20 protein-coding genes are annotated in these 19,571 nt (G+C 73.2%); 16 read left to right on the plus strand and 4 right to left on the minus strand.

Annotated elements, in window-relative coordinates; genetic code table 11:
* Positions 1-320: C39 family peptidase (locus tag ABTW87_RS22575; RefSeq protein ID WP_350652932.1), on the minus strand; the 320-nt coding region annotated here is incomplete at its 3' end.
* Positions 321-936: 616 nt separating this feature from the next.
* Here ABTW87_RS22575 and ABTW87_RS22580 point away from each other — a divergent pair.
* Genes ABTW87_RS22580 through ABTW87_RS22605 form a run of 6 tightly spaced genes read left to right on the plus strand, consistent with a single transcriptional unit; the run spans position 937 to position 5,439 of the window.
* Positions 937-1,239 carry an urease subunit gamma gene (locus ABTW87_RS22580; RefSeq protein WP_155331938.1) on the plus strand — a complete coding sequence of 101 codons (303 nt, stop codon included), beginning with the start codon at positions 937-939 and terminating at the stop codon, positions 1,237-1,239.
* A complete protein-coding gene (locus tag ABTW87_RS22585) occupies positions 1,236-1,613 on the plus strand; it encodes an urease subunit beta (protein WP_350652933.1) in 378 nt (125 codons plus the stop codon). The genes ABTW87_RS22580 and ABTW87_RS22585 overlap by 4 nt, the downstream gene beginning before the upstream one ends.
* A complete protein-coding gene (locus ABTW87_RS22590; protein WP_350652934.1) occupies positions 1,610-3,313 on the plus strand; it encodes an urease subunit alpha in 1,704 nt (567 codons plus the stop codon). The genes ABTW87_RS22585 and ABTW87_RS22590 overlap by 4 nt, the downstream gene beginning before the upstream one ends.
* Entirely contained in the window at positions 3,313-3,996 is a 684-nt protein-coding gene (locus ABTW87_RS22595; RefSeq protein WP_350652935.1) for an urease accessory protein UreF, read from the plus strand. Before ABTW87_RS22590 ends, ABTW87_RS22595 begins: the two co-directional genes overlap by 1 nt.
* Entirely contained in the window at positions 3,986-4,699 is a 714-nt protein-coding gene (ureG, locus tag ABTW87_RS22600; protein ID WP_350652936.1) for an urease accessory protein UreG, read from the plus strand. Before ABTW87_RS22595 ends, ureG begins: the two co-directional genes overlap by 11 nt.
* Positions 4,699-5,439 carry an urease accessory protein UreD gene (locus ABTW87_RS22605; RefSeq protein ID WP_350652937.1) on the plus strand — a complete coding sequence of 247 codons (741 nt, stop codon included), beginning with the start codon at positions 4,699-4,701 and terminating at the stop codon, positions 5,437-5,439. The genes ureG and ABTW87_RS22605 overlap by 1 nt, the downstream gene beginning before the upstream one ends.
* A 4-nt stretch (positions 5,440-5,443) precedes the next feature.
* Here ABTW87_RS22605 and ABTW87_RS22610 read toward each other — a convergent pair whose 3' ends face one another.
* Positions 5,444-5,893: a MarR family winged helix-turn-helix transcriptional regulator gene (locus tag ABTW87_RS22610; RefSeq protein WP_350652938.1), complete on the minus strand. Its 450-nt coding sequence runs from the start codon at positions 5,891-5,893 to the stop codon at positions 5,444-5,446.
* Between the two features lie 98 nt (positions 5,894-5,991).
* Here ABTW87_RS22610 and ABTW87_RS22615 point away from each other — a divergent pair, with 98 nt between their 5' ends.
* The 7 genes from ABTW87_RS22615 (at position 5,992) to htpG (ending at position 14,351) form a co-directional block, all read left to right on the plus strand.
* The gene (locus ABTW87_RS22615; RefSeq protein ID WP_350652939.1) at positions 5,992-7,119 is read left to right on the plus strand and encodes a substrate-binding domain-containing protein; all 1,128 of its coding nucleotides are present in this window, start codon (positions 5,992-5,994) and stop codon (positions 7,117-7,119) included.
* 402 nt (positions 7,120-7,521) lie between these two features.
* Positions 7,522-8,763, plus strand: coding sequence for an urea ABC transporter substrate-binding protein (gene urtA, locus ABTW87_RS22620; protein WP_350652940.1), 1,242 nt, complete (start codon positions 7,522-7,524; stop codon positions 8,761-8,763).
* Between the two features lie 62 nt (positions 8,764-8,825).
* Positions 8,826-9,713 (plus strand): urea ABC transporter permease subunit UrtB, encoded by an 888-nt coding sequence (urtB, locus tag ABTW87_RS22625; RefSeq protein ID WP_350652941.1) that lies wholly within the window; start codon positions 8,826-8,828, stop codon positions 9,711-9,713.
* Positions 9,710-10,867, plus strand: coding sequence for an urea ABC transporter permease subunit UrtC (urtC, locus tag ABTW87_RS22630; protein ID WP_350652942.1), 1,158 nt, complete (start codon positions 9,710-9,712; stop codon positions 10,865-10,867). Before urtB ends, urtC begins: the two co-directional genes overlap by 4 nt.
* Positions 10,864-11,628 (plus strand): urea ABC transporter ATP-binding protein UrtD, encoded by a 765-nt coding sequence (urtD, locus tag ABTW87_RS22635; protein WP_350652943.1) that lies wholly within the window; start codon positions 10,864-10,866, stop codon positions 11,626-11,628. The genes urtC and urtD overlap by 4 nt, the downstream gene beginning before the upstream one ends.
* A complete protein-coding gene (locus tag ABTW87_RS22640; protein ID WP_350653014.1) occupies positions 11,628-12,320 on the plus strand; it encodes an ATP-binding cassette domain-containing protein in 693 nt (230 codons plus the stop codon). Before urtD ends, ABTW87_RS22640 begins: the two co-directional genes overlap by 1 nt.
* Positions 12,321-12,440: 120 nt before the next feature.
* Positions 12,441-14,351, plus strand: coding sequence for a molecular chaperone HtpG (gene htpG, locus ABTW87_RS22645; protein ID WP_350652944.1), 1,911 nt, complete (start codon positions 12,441-12,443; stop codon positions 14,349-14,351).
* Between the two features lie 35 nt (positions 14,352-14,386).
* On the opposite strand, the gene ABTW87_RS22650 is transcribed toward htpG, so the two are convergent.
* Positions 14,387-15,607 carry an MFS transporter gene (locus ABTW87_RS22650; protein ID WP_350652945.1) on the minus strand — a complete coding sequence of 407 codons (1,221 nt, stop codon included), beginning with the start codon at positions 15,605-15,607 and terminating at the stop codon, positions 14,387-14,389.
* 111 nt (positions 15,608-15,718) lie between these two features.
* Here ABTW87_RS22650 and ABTW87_RS22655 point away from each other — a divergent pair, with 111 nt between their 5' ends.
* Positions 15,719-16,312 carry a hypothetical protein gene (locus tag ABTW87_RS22655; RefSeq protein WP_350652946.1) on the plus strand — a complete coding sequence of 198 codons (594 nt, stop codon included), beginning with the start codon at positions 15,719-15,721 and terminating at the stop codon, positions 16,310-16,312.
* A gap of 21 nt (positions 16,313-16,333) precedes the next feature.
* On the opposite strand, the gene ABTW87_RS22660 is transcribed toward ABTW87_RS22655, so the two are convergent.
* Positions 16,334-17,140, minus strand: coding sequence for a hypothetical protein (locus tag ABTW87_RS22660; RefSeq protein WP_350652947.1), 807 nt, complete (start codon positions 17,138-17,140; stop codon positions 16,334-16,336).
* A 497-nt stretch (positions 17,141-17,637) separates the two neighbouring features.
* Between ABTW87_RS22660 and ABTW87_RS22665 the strand changes: the two genes are divergently transcribed.
* Both ABTW87_RS22665 and ABTW87_RS22670 read left to right on the plus strand, forming a co-directional pair.
* Positions 17,638-18,570, plus strand: a complete 933-nt coding sequence (locus ABTW87_RS22665; RefSeq protein WP_350652948.1) for a diacylglycerol/lipid kinase family protein — start codon at positions 17,638-17,640, stop codon at positions 18,568-18,570.
* Between the two features lie 39 nt (positions 18,571-18,609).
* Positions 18,610-19,512, plus strand: coding sequence for a DUF4231 domain-containing protein (locus tag ABTW87_RS22670; protein ID WP_350652949.1), 903 nt, complete (start codon positions 18,610-18,612; stop codon positions 19,510-19,512).
* The last annotated feature ends 59 nt before the right edge of the window (positions 19,513-19,571 follow it).

The raw sequence follows: 19,571 nt of genomic DNA on the forward strand, positions 1-19,571 counted from the left end.
TTCAGGATCGGGGTGATGTCGTTGATGGAGTTGGTGCCGGCCTCGGTGGTGCCCATCCGCTCGGCCATCTCGTGCTGGTCGATGTCCTTGCCCTGCACGGACAGGGCGTTACGGGCCGCGGCCGGACCGCAGTAGAAGAACGTGTCCTGCGCCTCGTAGTCCACGCGCAGTTCCCGCTCACCCTTGCGGTCGGCCTGCACGGCAGGCTTGTCCACGGTGGGGGCGGCGAACACGGCCGACGCGGGGGCGGCCACGGCGCCACCGGTGACGAGCACACCGGCGGTGGTCAGCACGGTCTTACGCAGCAGATCGGTACGCATGATGATCGAAGCCCTTTCGCTCGGGGGTACGCGACCGGGGCAGGGGGATGCCCTTGGGTCGCGGTAGGAAAGGTGTGTCGCGAACGGACACGGCCCGGCAGGGGGGTGCTCGGGGGTCCGGGGAGATGTAACCGCCTCGGCTGCCGGGTCATTCCCGGTGGCCGGCCACCCCGGTGGGGGCGGGTCCTGCGGTCACGCCATGTACAACGACCCGGCCCACCCACCCATTCCGCCGCCAGGGTGGCGCCGACCACCCGACACCCGGCCCCAAACCGGACACCGCACCCGGCCGCGCCGCCGCCGAACCGGACACGCCGCGCAGGGCAGCCCAACCCTCCGGACCGGCCACCGGTCGGATACCGGCGACGGGCCACCCGCCCGGGCGCATCCCCCCGGTTGCTCCGCCGGGCACGCATCCTCTACGGTCTGGTCAGCGGTGGCGCGGTGCGGTCCGTAGCCGACGACCGCTGGGTGGCGCGCAAGCGGCCCGGGCTGGTGGAGTCCCGGGATCGTCCCGCCGGCGCCGGTCAGCGTCCGTGTGATCCTCAGCTCGTGAGCCCTGGGCGCCGTGCGTCCGGTTCCGGGCCGGGACGCACCGACCCCACCGGGAGCACCCGTGTATCTCACCCCGCACGAGCAGGACCGCCTGCTCGTCCACGTCGCGGCCGACGTCGCCCGCCGGCGGCGCGACCGTGGCCTGCGACTCAACTACCCCGAGGCCGTCGCGGTGATCACCGCTTTCCTGCTGGAGGGGGCCCGCGACGGCAGCACCGTGGTCGACCTCATGTCCGCCGGGCGCACCGTCCTCGGTCGGGACGACGTGCAGGACGGCGTCCCCGAGCTGCTGAGGGAGGTGCAGGTGGAGGCGACGTTCCCGGACGGCACCAAGCTGGTGACGGTGCACCACCCGATCCCGTGATCCCGGGCGAGGTCCTGCCCGCGTCCGGTCCGGTCGAGATCAACGCCGGGCGGCCGGTGACCATCCTGCTCGTCGTCAACACCGCCGATCGCCCGGTGCAGGTGGGGTCGCACTACCACTTCGCGGAGGCGAACCCGGCGCTGCGCTTCGACCGGGCCGCCGCCTGGGGGCACCGGCTGGCGGTGCCGGCGGGGACGTCGGTGCGCTTCGAACCGGGTGTCAGCCGGGAGGTCGAGCTGGTGCCGCTGGGCGGCGCGCGGGTCGTGCCCGGCCTGCGGGGTGCCTGCGCCGGCCCGCTCGACGGCCGCGACCGGGGTCGCGCCGCCGGTTCCGAGGACCGGTCCGACGGTACGAGTGAAGGGCCCACCGCATGAGCGCCGTCGCACGGGACCGGTACGTCGCCCTGTACGGGCCGACCACCGGTGACCGGATCCGGCTGGCCGACACCAACCTGCTGATCGAGGTGGAGCAGGACCACTGCGCCGGCGGCGACGAGGCTGTCTTCGGCGGCGGCAAGGTCATCCGCGAGTCGATGGGCCAGTCCCGGGCGACCCGCGCGGAGGGCGCCCTCGACACGGTGATCACGGGTGCGGTGGTGCTGGACCACTGGGGCGTGGTCAAGGCCGACGTGGGTGTTCGCGACGGGCGGATCGTGGCGCTGGGCCGCGCCGGCAACCCGGACACCATGGACGGTGTCCATCCCGACCTGGTGATCGGTCCGGCGACCGAGGTGATCGCCGGCAACGGTCGCATCCTCACCGCCGGGGCGGTCGACACCCACGTCCACTTCATCTGCCCGCAGATCGTCACCGAAGCACTCGCCAGCGGCGTCACCACCCTGGTCGGCGGGGGCACCGGGCCGGCCGAGGGCACCCGGGCCACCACGGTCACCCCGAACGCCTGGCACCTGGCCCGGATGCACGAGGCCCTCGACGCGTTCCCGGTGAACGTGCTGCTGCTCGGCAAGGGGAACACCGTCTCCACCGAGGCGCTGTGGGAGCAGTTGCGGGCCGGGGCGGGCGGCTTCAAGCTGCACGAGGACTGGGGCACGACGCCCGCCGCGATCGACGCCTGCCTGCGGGTCGCCGACGCCTCCGGCGTGCAGGTCTCGATCCACACCGACACCCTCAACGAGGCCGGTTTCGTGGCCGACACGCTGCGGGCGATCGGCGGGCGGGCCATCCACTCGTACCACACCGAGGGGGCCGGCGGCGGCCACGCGCCGGACATCATCACCGTGGCCGGCGAGCCGAACGTCCTGCCGTCGTCGACCAACCCGACCCGCCCGTACACCCGCAACACGCTGGCCGAGCACCTGGACATGCTGATGGTCTGCCATCACCTCAATCCGGCGGTGCCGGAGGACCTGGCGTTCGCCGAGAGCCGGATCCGACCGTCCACGATGGCCGCTGAGGACCTGCTGCACGACCTGGGCGCGATCTCGATCATCGGCTCGGACGCGCAGGCGATGGGGCGCGTCGGGGAGGTGATCCTGCGGACCTGGCAGAGCGCGCACGTCATGAAGGCCCGGGTCGGCGCGCTGCCCGGCGACGGCGCGGCGGACAACCACCGGGCCCGGCGGTACGTCGCGAAGTACACCGTCTGCGCGGCCATGGCGAACGGTCTGGACGATGAGATCGGCTCGGTCGAGCCGGGCAAGCTCGCCGACCTGGTGCTGTGGGATCCGGCCTTCTTCGGCGTCCGCCCGCACCTGGTGCTCAAGGGCGGCTTCATCGCGTACGCCCAGATGGGCGACGCGAACGCGTCGATCCCGACGCCGCAGCCGATGCTGCCGCGCCCGATGTTCGGCGGCTACGGTGTGGCGCCCGCCGCCACCAGCCTCGCCTTCGTGGCGCCGGCCGCGCTCGACGCCGGGCTGCGGCTGGACGTGCGGCGGCGGGTCGTCCCGGTGGCCGACGTGCGGTCGCGGGGCAAGGCCGACCTGCCGAACAACGGCGCGATGCCGCACATCGAGGTGGATCCGGACACCTTCACCGTCCGCGTCGACGGGGTGGTGGTGGAGCCGGATCCGGTGCCGGAGCTGCCGATGTCCCAGCGGTACTTCCTGTTCTGATGGGCACGCGCAGCCTGCTCCTGCTCCTCGCCGACGGGCGGTTTCCCGCCGGGGCGCACGCCCACTCCGGTGGCCTGGAGGCGGCCGTGGCGGCCGGCCGGGTCACCGACCTCGGGACGCTCGGGGCGTTCCTGCGTGGCCGTTTGGCCACGGCGGGGCTGGTCGGCGCGGCGTTCGCGGCGGCGGCGCACCGGGCCGCCCCGGCCGGCCGCAGGGATGCCGTGCTGGCCCGGCTCGACGCCGAGCTGGACGCGCGTACCGCCGCGTCGGCCCTGCGGGCGGTCTCCCGCCGTCAGGGCCGGGCGTTGCTGCGGGCCGGGCGCCGGGTCTGGCCGGGCGGCCCGTTCGCCGGCCTGCCCGATCCGGGCGAGGGTCCCCACCAGCCGCTGGTGCTCGGGCTGGTCGGGGCCGCCGCCGGGCTCGACCCGGGGGACACCGCGCTCGTCGCCGCGTACGGCACGGTCACCGGCGCGGCCAGCGCCGGGCTCCGGCTGCTCGGCCTCGACCCGTACCACGTCCACGCGCTGCTGGCCGACCTGGCCGGCGCGTGCGACGCCACCGCCGCCACCGCGGTGGCCGCCGCCGACGGCCCACCGGAGGCGTTGCCGGCCGCTGCCGCGCCCCTGTCCGACATCCATGCCGAAGACCACGCCACCTGGGAGGTGCGTCTCTTTGCGTCCTGAGATCGCGCACGACGAGTCCGTTCCACACACCCACCCCGAGCCCGGCGTCGACCCGCACGTGCCGCTCGCGCCCGCCGGCCGCGCCCTGCGGGTCGGCATCGGCGGCCCGGTCGGCTCCGGCAAGACCGCCCTGGTCGCGGCGCTCTGCCGGGCCTTCGCCGGTGAGCTGCGCCTCGGCGTGGTCACCAACGACATCTACACGACCGAGGACGCCGATTTTCTCCGGCGGGCCGGGGTCCTGGACCCGGCGCGGATCCGCGCGGTGGAGACCGGATGCTGCCCGCACACGGCGATCCGCGACGACATCGGTGCGAACCTGGACGCGGTCGACGAGCTGGCCGAGGCGGTCGGCCCGCTGGATCTGGTGCTTGTGGAGAGCGGCGGGGACAACCTGACCGCCACGTTCAGCCGGGGCCTGGTGGACCGGCAGATCTTCGTGGTCGACGTGGCCGGCGGGGACAAGGTGCCCCGCAAGGGCGGGCCCGGGGTGACCGCCGCCGACCTCCTCGTGATCAACAAGACCGACCTGGCCCCGATGGTGGGGGCGGACCTGTCGGTGATGGATCGCGACGCCCGGGCCCGCCGGGGCGACCTGCCGACGGTGTTCCTCTCCATCGTGGCGGACCGGACGGCGAGCCCGGTGGCCGACTGGATCCGGCACGAGCTGGCCGCCCACCACCGCGTCCCCGCCGGGTCCGCGTGATGCGGGCCGCCGCCCGGCTGGTGGCCCGCGTCGACCGGCACGGCCGCACGGTCCTCGCCGAGCTGCGCGGGGAGAGCCCGCTGCTGCTGCGTCAGGTGCGGACGCCGCACGGGGTCACGGTGTACGTCGTGGGCGGAGCGGCCGGGCCGCTCGCCGGGGACGACCTGCGGCTGGACGTCGAGGTGGCGGCCGGTGCGGCGGTACGCGTGCACACCGTCGCCGCGTCCGTCGCGCTGCCCGGCCGGCCCGGCGCGACGTCCCGGTTGCTGGTGCGGGCGTCGGTGGCGGCCGGCGCGGTCCTGCACTGGCTGCCGGAGCAACTGGTGGCCGCCGCCGGTTGCGGGCACGTGTCCGAGTCCCGGGTGGCGGTCGCCGACGGGGGCACCCTGTACTGGCGCGACGAGCTGGTCTGCGGCCGGCACGGCGAACTGCCCGGCGACGCGGTGGTGCACACCAGCGTCGACCACGGGGGCCGGCCGCTGCTGCGACAGGCGCTGTCGGTCGGGCCGGGCGCGCCTGGCTGGGCGGGGCCGGCCGTGCTCGGCGGCGCATCCGCGACCGGCTCGCTGCTGGTGCTCGACCCGGCGCGGCCGGTCGAGCCGCCCCGGGTGACGGCCGGCGGGACTGCCGCCCGCCTGCCGCTGGCCGGCGGCGCGGCGACGCTGTGGACCGCGACCGCCCCGGACGCGCACACGCTGCGCCGCCACCTGACGCTGGTGGAGCACGCCGCCGCGGCGTGAACCGTCAGGTGGGCACGGGTGCGCTGCGGCGGTGCGGGTCGAGCCGGCCGATCAGGTCGTCGAGCTGCCGGGCCAGGCCGGCGTCGTCCGATGTGGTCAGCGCGGCGAGCTCCGCGCGGACCGCCGCGTCCAGCCGTGCGTGCTCGCGCCGGCCGCGCTCGGTGAGGTACGCCCGGATGCGCCGCCGGTCGACCGGATCGACGCGGCGGAAGACCAGATTGCGGTCGACGAGCTGGTCGACCAGCTTGGTCAGGGTGCCCGGCGGCAGGGACGCCTCGGCGGCCACCTCGGTCATCGGGTGCCCGAGCCCGTCGGCGAGCAGGCCGAGCACCCGCCACGCCTCGATGCTGAGCGACTCGGCGGCGAGGACCGCGCCGACACGGCGGGACAGCAGGCGTTCGGCGCGGGTGAGCAGGGGAAGCAGGTCGGTTGGCGTCCCGGGAAGGTCTGGCATGGCACTCCCGCCTGGCGGTGGCTCCGCCATCGTACCGAGTCGTCCCGCTGGGTGGGGAGCGCTGGCGGGCGCGGAGCGGGTACGGCCACCATGTGTTCATGTCCGTGCCGGTCCCGGGGTCCGGGCGTCCACCGGCGGGGGAGCGCCTCACCGCCGGGGCGCCCTGGCTCACCGTCGACCGGGACGTGGTCAGCGTCGCGCTGGTCTACCCGATGCGCGGGCCGGCCGGCATGTTCGGGCCGAGCTGCGAGCTGTGCGCGCAGCTCGCGGTGGAGGAGGTCAACCGCCGGGGTGGGGTGCTGGGCCGGGAGCTGCGGCTGGTGCCGGTCGACGGCGGGGCACCGCCGGCGGAGGTGGCTGCCGAGGTGGACGCGCTGGTCTCGATGGGCGCCGTGCAGGGGGTGACCGGCTGGCACATCTCCTCGGTGCGGCAGGCGGTGGCGCCGCGCGTCGCGCACCGGGTGCCGTACGTGTACACCGCCCTGTACGAGGGCGGGGAGCGCACCGAGGGGGTGTTCCTCACCAGCGAGACGCCGGACGCGCAGCTCTGGCCGGCGATGCGGCTGCTCTCCGCTGAGCTGGGGATGCGGCGGTGGTTCGTGGTGGGCAACGACTACGTGTGGCCGCGCCGGACCGGGCTCGCCGCCCGGCGGTACGCCCGGCGCTGCGGAGCCCGGGTGGTCGGGCAGCACTTCCTGCCGCTGGAGACGCACGCGTTCGCCGAGGCGCTGCGCCGGATCGAACGCACCGAGGCCGACGCGGTGCTGATGCTGCTTGTCGGCGCGGACGCGGTGCGCTTCAACCGGGCGTTCGCCCGGGCCGGGCTGGACCAGCGGTGCCTGCGGCTGAGCACGCTGATGGACGAGAACATGTTGCTGGCCAGCGGGGTGAGCGCCACCGCCAACCTGTACAGCACGGCGGGCTTCTTCGCCGGCCTGGTGACCCCGGAGAGCCTGGACTTCCACGGCGCCTTCGCGCGCCGCTTCGGGGTGGAGGCGCCGCCGCTGGGCAGCCTGGGGGAGTCCTGCTACGAGGGCGTCATGCTGCTCGCCGCGCTGATCGGCAAAGCCGGCACGCTGGACGTGCGCGGGGTGGAGGCGGCGGCCGACGTGGTCACGTACGACGGGCCGCGCGGCGAGTTGCGCCTGCGGCGCCGGCACGTGCGCCAGCGCATCTACCTGGCCGAGGCCGACGGGTTGGAGTTCGCCGTCCGGACGGAGTTGTAGGGCGACCTTGACAGCCGGCCGGGCTGGCCGCCTAAGATGCTTCCTGCGTGAAGTATCCAGGGTGGACCCGGATGTCGTGAACGCCTGCCCCGGAGGCGGCCAATTGCCCGCCGGGGCCTCAGATAATTGTGTGCCGGTGCCTGTCGCCGATTTTCCGGCGGCGCGTGGCCGGCATTTTTCATGCCTCCGCTCAGGCGGGCCGGAAACAGTCTATTGAGGCGCAGGAAACGTCCGCGCAACGAAGCGGATCGAAGCTTTCCCTGCCCGACAACCAATTCGCGGATCCGGCCGGCGTCCACCCGCCGTCCGGCCGCCGCCGACGTCATCCGGGACCGCACCGCGACACCGACGTCGACATGACCTGACACGACCGCTGCTCCACGCACAGCGCAGGGAGAACAGATGTCATTGATCCGGGGCCGCATCCTGGCGGGTGCCACGACCCTGGTCGTCGCGGCCGCCTTGGCCGCGTGCGGCAGCAAGACCACCGACACCGACACCGCCGCGGGCGTCAGCGCCGACGTCTCCGGCGACACGGTGAAGGTCGGACTGCTCAACTCGCTCTCCGGCACCATGGCGATCAGCGAGGTCACCGTCCGAGACGCGATCCTGCTCGCCGTCGGGGAGATCAACGCCGCCGGCGGGGTACTCGGCAAGAAGATCGAGCCGGTCGGCGAGGACGGCGCCTCGGACTGGCCCACCTTCGCGGAGAAGGCGGAGAAACTGATCAGCCAGGACCGGGTCGCCGCGGTCTTCGGCTGCTGGACCTCGGCCAGCCGCAAGGCGGTCAAGCCGGTCTTCGAGAAGAACAAGGCACTGCTGTTCTATCCCGTCCAGTACGAGGGCCTGGAACAGTCGCCGTACATCTTCTACACGGGCGCGACCACCAACCAGCAGATCGTTCCCGGGCTCGACTATCTCAAGGCTCAGGGCGTGAAGTCGGTCTACCTCGTGGGCAGCGACTACGTCTTCCCGCGAACGGCCAACAAAATCATCAAGGCGTACGCGCAAGCGAACGGAATGACCGTCTCCGGGGAGGACTACGCCCCCCTCGGGTCCACCGAGTTCGGCACGATCGTCAACAAGGTGAAATCGTCCGGCGCGAACGCCGTCTTCAACACGCTGAACGGGGACAGCAACGTCGCCTTCTTCAAGGAGTACACCTCCGCCGGGCTCACCGCCGCCAGCCTGCCGGTGGTCTCGGTGTCGATCGCCGAGGAGGAGGTCAAGGGCATCGGCACGCAGTACCTCAAGGACCAGCTGACCGCCTGGAACTACTACCAGACCACGCCGGGCGCGGCGAACGAGAAGTTCGTGACCGCGTACAAGGCGAAGTACGGCGCGGACAAGCCGACCAGCGACCCGATGGAGGCCGCGTACGTCTCGGTCCACCTGTGGAAGGCGATGGTCGAGAAGGCCGGCAGCTTCGACGTGGAGAAGGTGCGCGCCGCCGCCGACGGCATCACCTTCGAGGCGCCGGAGGGCCTGGTCACCGTCGACGGCACCACCCAGCACATCGCCAAGACCGCCCGGATCGGCAGGATCGGCGCGGACGGGCTGATCACCGAGGTGTGGAACTCCGGCCAGCCGATCGAGCCGGACCCGTACCTCAAGAGCTACCCCTGGGCGAGCGGCCTGAGCTGACCGACGTGGCCCGGGCGGCGGCCCTGCCGCCCGGGCCACCCCACCCGTTCGGAGTACGCACCGTGACAGTCCTCTTCGGTCAACTCTTCACCGGCATCAGCATCGGCGCGGTGCTGCTGCTCATCGCGCTCGGCCTCGCGCTGACCTTCGGCCAGATGAACGTGATCAACATGGCCCACGGCGAGTTCATCATGGCCGGCGCCTACACCACCTACGTCCTGCAGCAGACCATCACCGGCGCCGGATGGTCGCTGCTGGTCGCGCTGCCGGTCGCGTTCGTGGTGGCCGGCGCGATGGGCGTGCTGCTGGAGGCGCTGCTGATCCGCCGGCTCTACGCCCGCCCGCTGGACACCCTGCTGGTCACCTGGGGCGTGTCGCTGATCCTCCAGCAACTCGCCCGGGACGTCTTCGGCAGCCCCAACGTGCAGACCCGCGCACCGGAGCCGCTCACCGGCAACGTCGCGCTGCCCGGCGGGGTGACCGTCGCGAACAACCGTCTGTTCATCCTCGTCCTGGCGCTGGCCGCCGTGGCGGCGCTGACCCTGGCGCTGCGGCTGACCCCGCTCGGCCGGCGGATCCGTGCCGTCGTGCAGAACCGGGACCTCGCCGCCGTCTCCGGCATCCCCACCGCCCGGGTGGACCGGATCACCTTCTTCGTCGGCTCCGGCCTGGCCGGTGTCGCCGGCGTCGCGCTCACCCTGCTCGGCCCGATCGGGCCCACCATGGGCACCAACCTCATCATCGACGCCTTCCTGGTCGTCGTGGTCGGCGGGATCGGCCAGCTCAAGGGCAGCGTGATCGTGGCGTTCGCGCTCGGCGTCCTCCAGGCCACCGGCGAGTACCTCACCACGCTGAGCGTCGCCAAGGTGATGGTGTTCATCGCCATCGTCGCGTTCCTCCAGTGGCGGCCCCAGGGCCTGTTCACCCTGCGTACCAGGAGCCTGGCATGACCGCCCTCGCCGGACCGCCCGCCACCACCGCCGTCGACCCCGCCCCGGCCGCCGGCCCACGCCCCGGCCGCGGCCGCCGCGCCGGCCGGCTGCGGACCGCCGTCGGGTTCGCGCTCGGCGCCGTCCTGCTGTTCGCCGCCGCGCCGCTGGTGCTGTCCGACTTCCGGCTGTCGCTGCTGGCCAAGTACCTGTGCCTGGCCATGGTGGCGATCGGCATCGGCATCGCCTGGGGCCGCGGCGGCCTGCTCACCCTCGGCCAGGGCGTCTTCTTCGGACTCGGCGGCTACGCGATGGCCATGCACCTCAAGCTCGCCGACGCGGGTCCGGGCCAGATGCCCGACTTCATGCGGCTGTACGGGCAACTCGACGAGCTGCCGCTGTGGTGGCGTCCGTTCGCCAGCCCCTGGTTCGCCCTGCCGGCGACGGTGCTGCTGCCGATGGCGGTCGCCTTCGGGCTCGGGTCGCTGGTGTTCCGGCGGCGGGTACGCGGCGCGTACTTCGCCATCCTCAGCCAGGCCCTGGCCGCCGCCATGGTGATCCTGCTGATCGGCCAGCAGGGCACCACGGGAGGCACCAACGGGCTCACCGACATCCAGGGCTTCTTCGGCTACGACCTGGACGACCCGGTCAACCAGCGGACGGTCTACTTCCTCATCGCCGCCGCCCTGCTGGCGCTGCTGTGGCTGGCCCGTCAGCTGATCCAGAGCCGCTACGGCGAACTTCTGGTCGCGGTCCGCGACGGCGAGGAGCGGGTCCGCTTCCTCGGCTACGACCCGGCCAGCGTCAAGCTGGTCGCCTACGTGACCGCCGCCGGCATGGCCGGCCTGGCCGGGGCGCTGTTCGTCCCGGCGGTCGGCATCATCTCGCCGGCGTTGATCGGGATCGTCCCGTCCATCGAGTTCGTCATCGGCGTCGCCGTCGGAGGCCGGGCTACCCTGCTGGGCCCGGTGCTCGGCGCGGTCGCGGTGGCGTGGGCGCGGACCGCCCTGTCCGAGCGGTTCCCGGGCACCTGGACGTACCTGCAGGGCGGCCTGTTCGTGCTGGTCGTGGCGTTCCTTCCGGGCGGCCTGGCGGCGCTGTTCAGCCGCCGGCGCGGCACCGGCGGCGGTCCACTGACCCGGCTGCGCCGGCGCCGGACGGAGGCGGCGGCGTGAGCGGGCCGGACGGGCTGGTGATCCGCGACCTGCGGGTCAGCTTCGACGGCTTCACCGCCGTCGACGGGGTGAGCCTGGACGTGCCGCCCGGGGACATCCGGTTCCTCATCGGCCCCAACGGCGCGGGCAAGACCACCCTGGTGGACGCGGTCACCGGGCTGGTCCGGGCCACCGGCTCGGTGCGTTTCGGCGTACACGAGCTGCTCGGCCGGCCGGTGCACCGGATCAGCCGCCTCGGGGTGGGCCGGACCTTCCAGACCGCGTCGGTCTTCGAGGAGCTGTCCGTCCTGCAGAACCTCGACATCGCGGCCGGAGCGCGGCGGAGCTGGGCGACCCTGGCCCGGCGGCGGCGCGGGGTGCCGGACGAGGTGGCCGCGGCGCTGGACACCGTCGGGTTGGCCGGCCATGCCGACCGGCTCGCCGGCACCCTCGCCCACGGCCAGAAGCAGTGGCTGGAGATCGGGATGCTGCTGGTGCAGGACGCGAAGCTGCTGCTCCTGGACGAGCCGGTCGCCGGGATGAGCCACGAGGAGCGCGACGCCACCGGCGCCCTGCTGGAGACGGTGAGCCGCGACCGCACGGTGGTGGTGATCGAGCACGACATGGACTTCCTGCGCCGCTTCGCCCGGACGGTCACCGTGCTGCACGCCGGCCGGGTGCTCAGCGAGGGCACCGTGGCGCAGGTGCAGGCCGACCCCCGGGTGCAGGAGGTCTACCTCGGCCACCCGGTCGACAGCGGTTCGAGCGGAGGCGAGGCGTGATGCTGGCACTGTGCGGGGTGTCCGCCGGGTACGGCCGCAGCCGGGTGCTGCACGGCGTCGACCTGGCGGTGCCCACCGACGGCGTGGTCGCCGTGCTCGGTCACAACGGGGCCGGCAAGAGCACCCTGCTGCGGGTGGCCGCCGGGCTGCTGCGTCCGCACGCCGGCACCGTCGAGCTGGACGGCGAGGACGTCACCCGGCTCGCCCCGCACCAGCGGGTGGCGCGCGGGCTGGCGTACGTGCCGCAGGGGCAGCAGTGTTTCCCGCACCTGACGGCGGGGGAGAACCTGCGACTGGTGGCCGACGGGCGGCGTGACGGCGCTGCGGCCACCGCCGACGCGCTGGACCTCTTTCCCGCGTTGCGGCCGCTGCTGCGGCGGCGCGCCGGCCTGCTCTCCGGCGGGCAGCGGCAGCAACTCGCCCTGGCCCGGGCTCTGATCACCCGGCCCCGGCTGCTGATGCTCGACGAGCCGACGGAGGGCATCCAGCCGTCCGTGGTGACCGAGATCCAGGACCGGATCGTCGGGCTCACCCGGCAGGCCGGCATCAGCGTGCTGCTGGTCGAGCAGCACCTGGGTTTCGCGCTGCGGGTGGCCGACCGCTACCACGTCCTGGAATCGGGGCGGGTGACGTCGGCCGGGGACGCCGGCGCCGGCGCGGGCGCCGCGGTCCGGGCCGCCCTGGCGGTGTGAGGGCGCGGGTGTCGGGTCGCCCTCCGTGAGGTGCTCGTATCCTTTCGGCGAACCTCTTCGGAACGCGCCGGCCCGGGTCGGCGCGCCCCGGCACCGGCTGCGCGGACGAAAGGACACGGTGTGAGCACCGAGACGTTGGAGTTCCAGGCGGAGGCCCGTCAGCTGCTCCAGCTGATGGTCCACTCGATCTACTCGAACAAGGACGTCTTCCTGCGGGAGCTGATCTCGAACGCCTCGGACGCGCTGGACAAGCTGCGCCTGGCGTCGCTGGTCGACAAGGATCTCCAGGTCGACACGTCGGACCTGCACATCGCGATCGAGGTCGACCGGGCCGCGCGCACGCTGACCGTGCGGGACAACGGCATCGGCATGTCCCGCGACGAGGTCGTCCAGGTGATCGGCACGATCGCCAAGTCCGGCACCGCCGAACTGCTGCGCAAGCTGCGCGAGTCCACCGACGCGGGGGCGTCGCAGGAGCTGATCGGGCAGTTCGGGGTGGGCTTCTACGCGGCGTTCATGGTCGCCGACCGGGTCGAGCTGGTCACCCGCAGGGCGGGGGAGAGCGGCGGCACCCGCTGGGAGTCGACCGGCGAGGGCACGTACACGATCGCCCCGGCCGCGGACGCGCCGCAGGGCACCGCCGTCACGCTGCACCTCAAGCCGACCGACACCGAGGACAACCTGAACGACTACACCGCCGAGTGGACGATCCGGCAGATCGTCAAGCGGTACTCCGACTTCATCGCCCACCCGATCCGGATGGCCGTCGAGCGGCCCGGCGCCGACGGCGGCGAGCCCACGAGCGAGGTGCAGACCCTCAACTCGATGAAGGCGCTGTGGGCGCGGCCCCGCGACGAGGTCGAGCCGGCCGAGTACCACGAGTTCTACAAGCACGTCAGCCACGACTGGGCCGACCCGCTCGAGGTCGTGCACATGCGTGGCGAGGGCACCTTCGAGTACGAGGCGCTGCTCTTCCTGCCCGCCCACGCCCCGCTGGACCTCTTCTCCCCGCAGGGCCGCCGCGGCGTGCAGCTCTACGTCAAGCGCGTCTTCATCATGGACGACTGCGAGGCGCTGATGCCGTCGTACCTCCGCTTCGTCAAGGGCGTGGTGGACGCGCACGACCTGTCACTCAACATCTCCCGGGAGATCCTGCAGCAGGACCGGCAGATCCAGGTGGTCCGCCGCCGGCTGGTGAAGAAGGTCCTCGCCACCGTCAAGGAACTCAAGGCCAACCAGCCGGAGCGGTACCGCACCTTCTGGGCCGAGTTCGGCGCCGCGGTCAAGGAGGGCCTGATCGACGACACGGAGAACCGGGACACCCTGCTGGAGATCATCTCCGCCGCCTCCACCCACGACGCCGCCGAACCGACCGACCTCGCCGGGTACGTCAGCCGGATGAAGGACGGCCAGACCGACATCTACTACGCCACCGGCGAGTCCCGCCCGACCATCGAGAACTCGCCGCACATGGAGGCGTTCCGCGCCAGGGGCTTCGAGGTGCTGCTGCTCACCGACCCGGTCGACGAGGTGTGGGTCGACCGCGTCGGCCAGTACGACGGGAAGACCCTGCGCTCCATCGCCAAGGGCCAGGTCGACCTGGACACCGAGGAGGAGCGCACGGCGGCCGAGGCCGAGCGGGAGCGGCAGCGCGCGGACTACGCCGACCTGCTGACCTGGCTGGGCACCGCCCTCGCCGACCAGGTGAAGGAGGTCCGCCTGTCGTCCCGGCTGACCACCTCCCCGGCCTGTGTCGTCGGTGACGCCACCGACCTCACGCCCACCCTGGAGAAGATGTACCGGGCGATGGGCCACGAGGTGCCGCAGGTCAAGCGGATCCTGGAGCTGAACCCCACGCATCCGCTGGTCAGCGGACTGCGCAAGGCCCGCGAGCAGGGGGGCACCGAGGAGTCGCTGCGGGAGACCGCCGAGCTGCTGTACGGGATGGCGCTGCTGGCCGAGGGCGGCGAACTGGCCGATCCGTCGCGGTTCACGCGGATCCTCGCCGAGCGGCTCGCCCGTACCCTCTGACGGTCGTGCGGGGCGCCGGGCCGCCGGCGCCCCGGTCAGCCGGCGGTGGACGGCCGCGACGCCACCCACCAGCCGGCGGTCGCCACCACCGCGACCGCGCCGCTGAGCAGGAACGGCGCGACCAGCCCGGCCTGGGCGGCGAGGGCGCCGCCGGCCAGGGCGCCCAGCGCCGTGCAGCTGTAGGTGAGCGTGCGGGAGGCGGCCACGACCCGGCCGAGCAGGCCCTCGGGTACGAGCCGGTGGCGCAGCGACAGCGCGGCGACGTTGAGGACGGCGAACGACGCGCTGGTCAGGACCACCACCACGACGGCCGCGACGCGGTTCGGGGCGACGACCAGCAGGACGGGCACGCCGCCGGTGAGCGCCAGCGTGACGGCGAGCACGTCGCGGTGCCGGAACCGCCCGAGCACCCGGCCGGCGAGGAGCGAACCCGCCAGCCCGCCACCCGCGCCGGTCGCCAGGAGCAGGCCGAAACCGAGCGCGCCCAGGCCCAGGCTCTCCCGTGCGTACAGGACGAAGATCGCGAACCACGCCGTGTCCGCGGCGGCGATCGCCGCGCCGACGACCACGAGCGTACGCAGCACCCGTTGCCGGACGAGCCACCGCAGCCCGGCCAGGACACCCCCGCCGGCGCCGGTCCCGCCGGCCTCGGTCCCGGCGTTGCGGACCGGCGGTCGGGCCAGGCTCAGCGGCAGCGACAGCACGAGCATCACCGCGAGGGCGAGGGCGGCACCGTTGACCGCGAACGGCAGCGCGGCACCGACGACGAACAGCAGCGCCCCGACCGGCGGGCCGACGAACTCGTTGCCGACGATCTCCCCGGCCACCAGGCGTCCGTTGGCCCGCTCCAGGTGCTCGTCGCGGACGAGCCGCGGCACGGCGGTCTGCGCGGCGGTGTCGCGCAGCGTCTCGCCGACGCCGAGCAGGAAGGACGCCGCCACCACCAGGGCGATAGTCGCCCAGCCCGTCGCCACCGCCACGGCCAGCGTCGCCAGGACCAGCACGCGCCCGGCGTCGGCGGTGGCGATGACCGTACGGGCGCCCCGCCGGTCGGCCAGCGCACCGGCGAGCAGACCGGTGACCAGCCAGGGTAGGAACTGCGCGGCGGCGACCGCCGCCACGGCGACCGGGTCGTCGCTGAGCGCGGCGGCCAGCAGGGGGAACGCCGCCACCCGGATACCGTCGCCCAGGTTGGCCAGGGCGGCGGCGGTCCAGAACGTCCAGAACGGGCGGCCGAGCGAGCGGTCAGCAACCATGCGGCAGACCGTACCGCCTCCCCTGGTCAGGCTCCGCCGTGGAGCTGCCGCCGCGCGCCGTCCATAGACTGAGGTATCCGGATCCTCGTGCCGTGCCGAGGAGGCACATCGATGAATGAGGCTGGTGCTCGACGACGTACGCGGGCCGCAGCCGCTGCCCTCCTGATCTTCCTGGTCCTGACCGGTTCCGGCTGTTCGCTGCCGCAAGGTGACGAGGAGCCCGCCGACCGGGACCGGTTGACGCTGAGCGGTGACGGATTCTCGCTCGTCGAGTTCGGCGACCCCATCGAGCAGGCCAGCGGGCGGTTGCGTGAGCGCTGGGGTCCGGAGGAGGCCCACGAGATGGTCTGCGAAAGCTCCGCGACGTCGAGGATCCTTGCCTGGGACGGAGTGGTGCTCGTCTTCAACGACCGTGGGCTGGCCGGTTACCTCTTCGGTCCCCGGGCTGATGATCCGATCACCCCGGTCGCCCGGGACGTTGGGAAGGCGTCGACGGACCAGGGACTGCGCCTCGGCGACACCGTGGCGAGGGCTCGCGAACTGTACGGCCGGACCTTCGTTCTGACGGAGACCAGCCTCGGTCCCGAATGGTGGGTGGAGACCGACGCGGTCGGGGAGCACTCGGTCAGGGGCTTCGCCTCGGGCCTCGGCCCGAGGGACACCATCGCCCGCATCGGCGCCGGCGATCTGTGCGCGGTGCGATGACGGGACGGCCCCCGGCCGCCGTCACGGGTCGCGCGCGGCTGACGCTCTCGACGTGCTCAGGTAGGCCGTGGTCAGCAGGATCTCGATGACCAGCGCTCCCGCCATACCGAGGACCGCGCCGAGGACGAGCAGGTCCGGCTCCCGCGTACGCTCCCGCTCCACGTCCACGAGGTCGATCGACACCGCGGGTACGGGAAGCCGGTCCTCGTTGGCCCCGGGCACCTGAGACGAGGTCAGCGAGTACCTGGTGATCGATCCTTCGGACTCGCCCGGCCGGCTCACGCCGTCCGTCTCGAAGCGGTCCACCTTGTAGGCGCCCGTGTGAACGGAGACGGTGCCGTCAGCGGAGGTCGCGGATCCGCGCTCGCCGGCGACGTCGATACGCGCTGTGCGTACGAACTTGTACTGACTGGAGTGGGACAGGCTGCCGTTGCGGAGGCTGACCGAGACCTGGGACGGTGCCGGCAGCGCCTGGGGGACGAGTACGAGATGTGACTCGTCCCGCTCGCCGAGTCCGGGCGTACCGACATGTCGCCAGCCGTCGGAACCGATCGACCTGCCGTCGTCCGCCCGCGCGTTCAACCTGACGACGTCAACCTTGTCCCCGGTAGGTGAAGTGAGGGTGAGCGGCTCACCCGGCGACCAGCCGGCGAGGGTCAACGTGATGGTTGTGGTGGTGATCGTGTCACCTACGGCCACGTCGAAGGAGAGCGACTCGATCTTTGCCGGGACGTCGGCGACGTAGGTCGGACTACCACTGTTCTCCTGGATCGGTGCGGACCGGTAGGCCACTCTCCCGTAGCCGACACCGCTCGCGGTGGCGGTCACCAACAGCAGCAGTGCCAGGGCGACCAGCTGTCGCTTCGCTATGGTGCGTTGACGGCCACCGTCGCGCTGTCGCCTCCGGACGAGCGCGGGGCCCGGAAGTGCGTCCCTCTCCGACCTGGTACGGGCACCAGCCGGATCGCCACGGTCATCCGCCGGTCGGGACGGCTCGTCCTGGTCACCGCGCTGCTCGACGGCAGGGGGCCGGGAGCGTGCGTCGTGCGGTAGCCAGAGGCCGCTCTGGACCTGCCGCCAGGACGTGAACCGGTCGCTCTGGAAGCTTGTTTCCCGCCTCGGCCCCGGTCGAGCGATCAATTCCTGGCCTCCCCGCTGCCGGGCCGCTTCAGGCGCACTGCCGCCACCTTGCCAGCGTCCGGCGGGTGCTGTCGACTCTGCCCGGTCACCGCCTCCGCGAGCGGTGGGCGCCAGGCTGCGGACGAGCGGGGAGGGGCGAACGCGCCGCCAGCGTGGGAGCGACGCCGGTTGGGTAACACCGGGACATGAGCACGAGCACAGCGGAGCGCGGGACGGCCGTGCCGACCCGGGTCGGCACCGTCGCGGTCGTCGCGCACCGGAAGAAGACCCTCGGCGGCGGCCTGGACGCGCTGCGCACCGAGCTGGTCGCGGCGGGCGTCGAGGACCTGATCTGGTACGAGGTGCCGAAGAGCCGCAAGGCGCCACAGAAGGTGCGCAAGGCACTGAAGAAGGACGCCGACCTGATCTTCGTGTGGGGTGGGGACGGGATGGTGCAACGCTGCGCCGACACCCTCGCCGCCACCGGCACGGCGATGGCGATCCTGCCCGCCGGCACGGCGAACCTGTTCGCGGCGAACCTGGGCATTCCCGAGGACCTGACGGAGGCCGTCCGGATCGGGCTGCACGGCCCGCGCCGCGCGCTCGACCTGGGGAGACTCAACGGCGAGCACTTCGCGGTGATGGCCGGTGCCGGCTTCGACGGCGATCTGATCCGCGAGGCCGACCGGAAGCTCAAGGGCCGGCTCGGCCGGATCGCGTACCTGTGGACCGGGTCGCGGCACGTGCGGGGCGAGCTGGTCCCCACCCGGATCACCGTCGACGGCGCCGAGTGGTTCGACGGCGAGGCGAGCTGCGTGCTGTTCGGCAACGTCGGCACGATCACCGGCGGCATCCCGGCGTTCGACGACGCCCGGCCGGACGACGGCGCCCTGGAGATCGGCGTGTCGACCGCGAACGGCGCGGTCGACTGGGCACGGACGCTGGGCCGGATGGCGGCCGGCCGCTCCGAGGAGTCGCCGTTCGTGCGGATCACCCGGGGCCGCCGGGTCAAGGTGAAGCTCGCCGCGCCCCGGACGTACGAGCTGGACGGCGGCGCACGGCGTGCGGTGACGAAGCTGAAGGTCCGCGTGGTGCCCGGCGCGTTGACGGTCTGCTGTCCGGAGCCGCCAGAGCGGTGACGTCGCCGGCGGCGGATCCGGTGCCATACCATTCGGGGAGTGTCGACCGTCGATTCGCCAGCCGTGCTCGAGACGGTCTGGCAGCAGCAGGGTGTGTGGTCCCGGGCGGCGGACGCGGCGCGGCGACGCATCGTCCGGGGTCGTCGTCTGGTCGGCGGCCTGACGGTGGTCGCCGCCGTGGCCGGCACCGCCGCCGCGCAGCTCGGCACCGTGCACCTGGCGGCGAGCCGGGCGCTGGCGATCGTCGCCGCCGCGGCGCTCGGCCTCGTCCCGCTGGCCGCCCGGTCCACGGCCCGTGAGCCGGTGCAGGTCTGGACGCGGCTGCGCTCGGTCGCCGAGTCGCTGAAGGCCGAGGTGCACCGCCATCTGGCCGGTGTCGCCCCGTACCGGGGGCCGGACCGCGACGCGGTGCTGCTGAGCCGCGTGGACGCGATCCTGGACGAGGCCGGTGACCTGGTCGGGCACACGGTTGACGTCGCCCCGCCGGCCCGGCCGCTGCCGGCGGTGTCGGACGTCCCGTCGTACCTGGTGCAGCGGGTGGACCGGCAGGTCGAGCGGTACTACCTGCCGGAGGCCCGGCGGACGGGCGCCGCCGCCCGCCGGATCCGGGTGGTCACGACGGGCCTGACCGCGGCCGGCGCGGTGCTCGCCGCCGTGGTCGGCGTGCTCGGCGACGGGCTCGGCCTCGCCGTGTGGGTGGGCGTGGTCGCCACGGTGACGACGGCCGTGGTCGGATACGGCGCGGCCCAGCAGTACGAGCAGCAGCAGATCGAGTACGCCCGCACCGCCGACCAGCTCGTCCGGCTGCTCCGCGCCCGGCGGAACGGGGACGGCTGGACCGGCGACGACGCGGTCGTGGCCGAGGCGGAACGTCTCATCGCACTGTCCAATGAGGCCTGGATGGCCAGAACCCTTGAAGAAGATGGCGTACCGCGCCGCTGAGACTACTCGGCGTGTTGTAGACTCATCGACAGTTGTCTAGGGCCGCCGTCCCGGGTGGC

Source organism: Micromonospora sp. NPDC126480, from assembly GCF_040302465.1.
Lineage (GTDB): Bacteria > Actinomycetota > Actinomycetes > Mycobacteriales > Micromonosporaceae > Micromonospora.

What these genes read in the sequence shown, in the direction of transcription:
- ABTW87_RS22590 (WP_350652934.1), top strand. Translation starts at nt 1,610, where the DNA reads ATGAGCGCCGTCGCACGGGACCGGTACGTCGCCCTGTACGGGCCGACC.
- ABTW87_RS22595 (WP_350652935.1), top strand. Translation starts at nt 3,313, where the DNA reads ATGGGCACGCGCAGCCTGCTCCTGCTCCTCGCCGACGGGCGGTTTCCC.
- ABTW87_RS22605 (WP_350652937.1), top strand. Translation starts at nt 4,699, where the DNA reads ATGCGGGCCGCCGCCCGGCTGGTGGCCCGCGTCGACCGGCACGGCCGC.
- ABTW87_RS22610 (WP_350652938.1), bottom strand. Translation starts at nt 5,893, where the DNA reads ATGCCAGACCTTCCCGGGACGCCAACCGACCTGCTTCCCCTGCTCACC.
- ABTW87_RS22615 (WP_350652939.1), top strand. Translation starts at nt 5,992, where the DNA reads ATGTCCGTGCCGGTCCCGGGGTCCGGGCGTCCACCGGCGGGGGAGCGC.
- urtA (WP_350652940.1), top strand. Translation starts at nt 7,522, where the DNA reads ATGTCATTGATCCGGGGCCGCATCCTGGCGGGTGCCACGACCCTGGTC.
- urtC (WP_350652942.1), top strand. Translation starts at nt 9,710, where the DNA reads ATGACCGCCCTCGCCGGACCGCCCGCCACCACCGCCGTCGACCCCGCC.
- ABTW87_RS22640 (WP_350653014.1), top strand. Translation starts at nt 11,628, where the DNA reads ATGCTGGCACTGTGCGGGGTGTCCGCCGGGTACGGCCGCAGCCGGGTG.
- ABTW87_RS22650 (WP_350652945.1), bottom strand. Translation starts at nt 15,607, where the DNA reads ATGGTTGCTGACCGCTCGCTCGGCCGCCCGTTCTGGACGTTCTGGACC.
- ABTW87_RS22655 (WP_350652946.1), top strand. Translation starts at nt 15,719, where the DNA reads ATGAATGAGGCTGGTGCTCGACGACGTACGCGGGCCGCAGCCGCTGCC.
- ABTW87_RS22665 (WP_350652948.1), top strand. Translation starts at nt 17,638, where the DNA reads ATGAGCACGAGCACAGCGGAGCGCGGGACGGCCGTGCCGACCCGGGTC.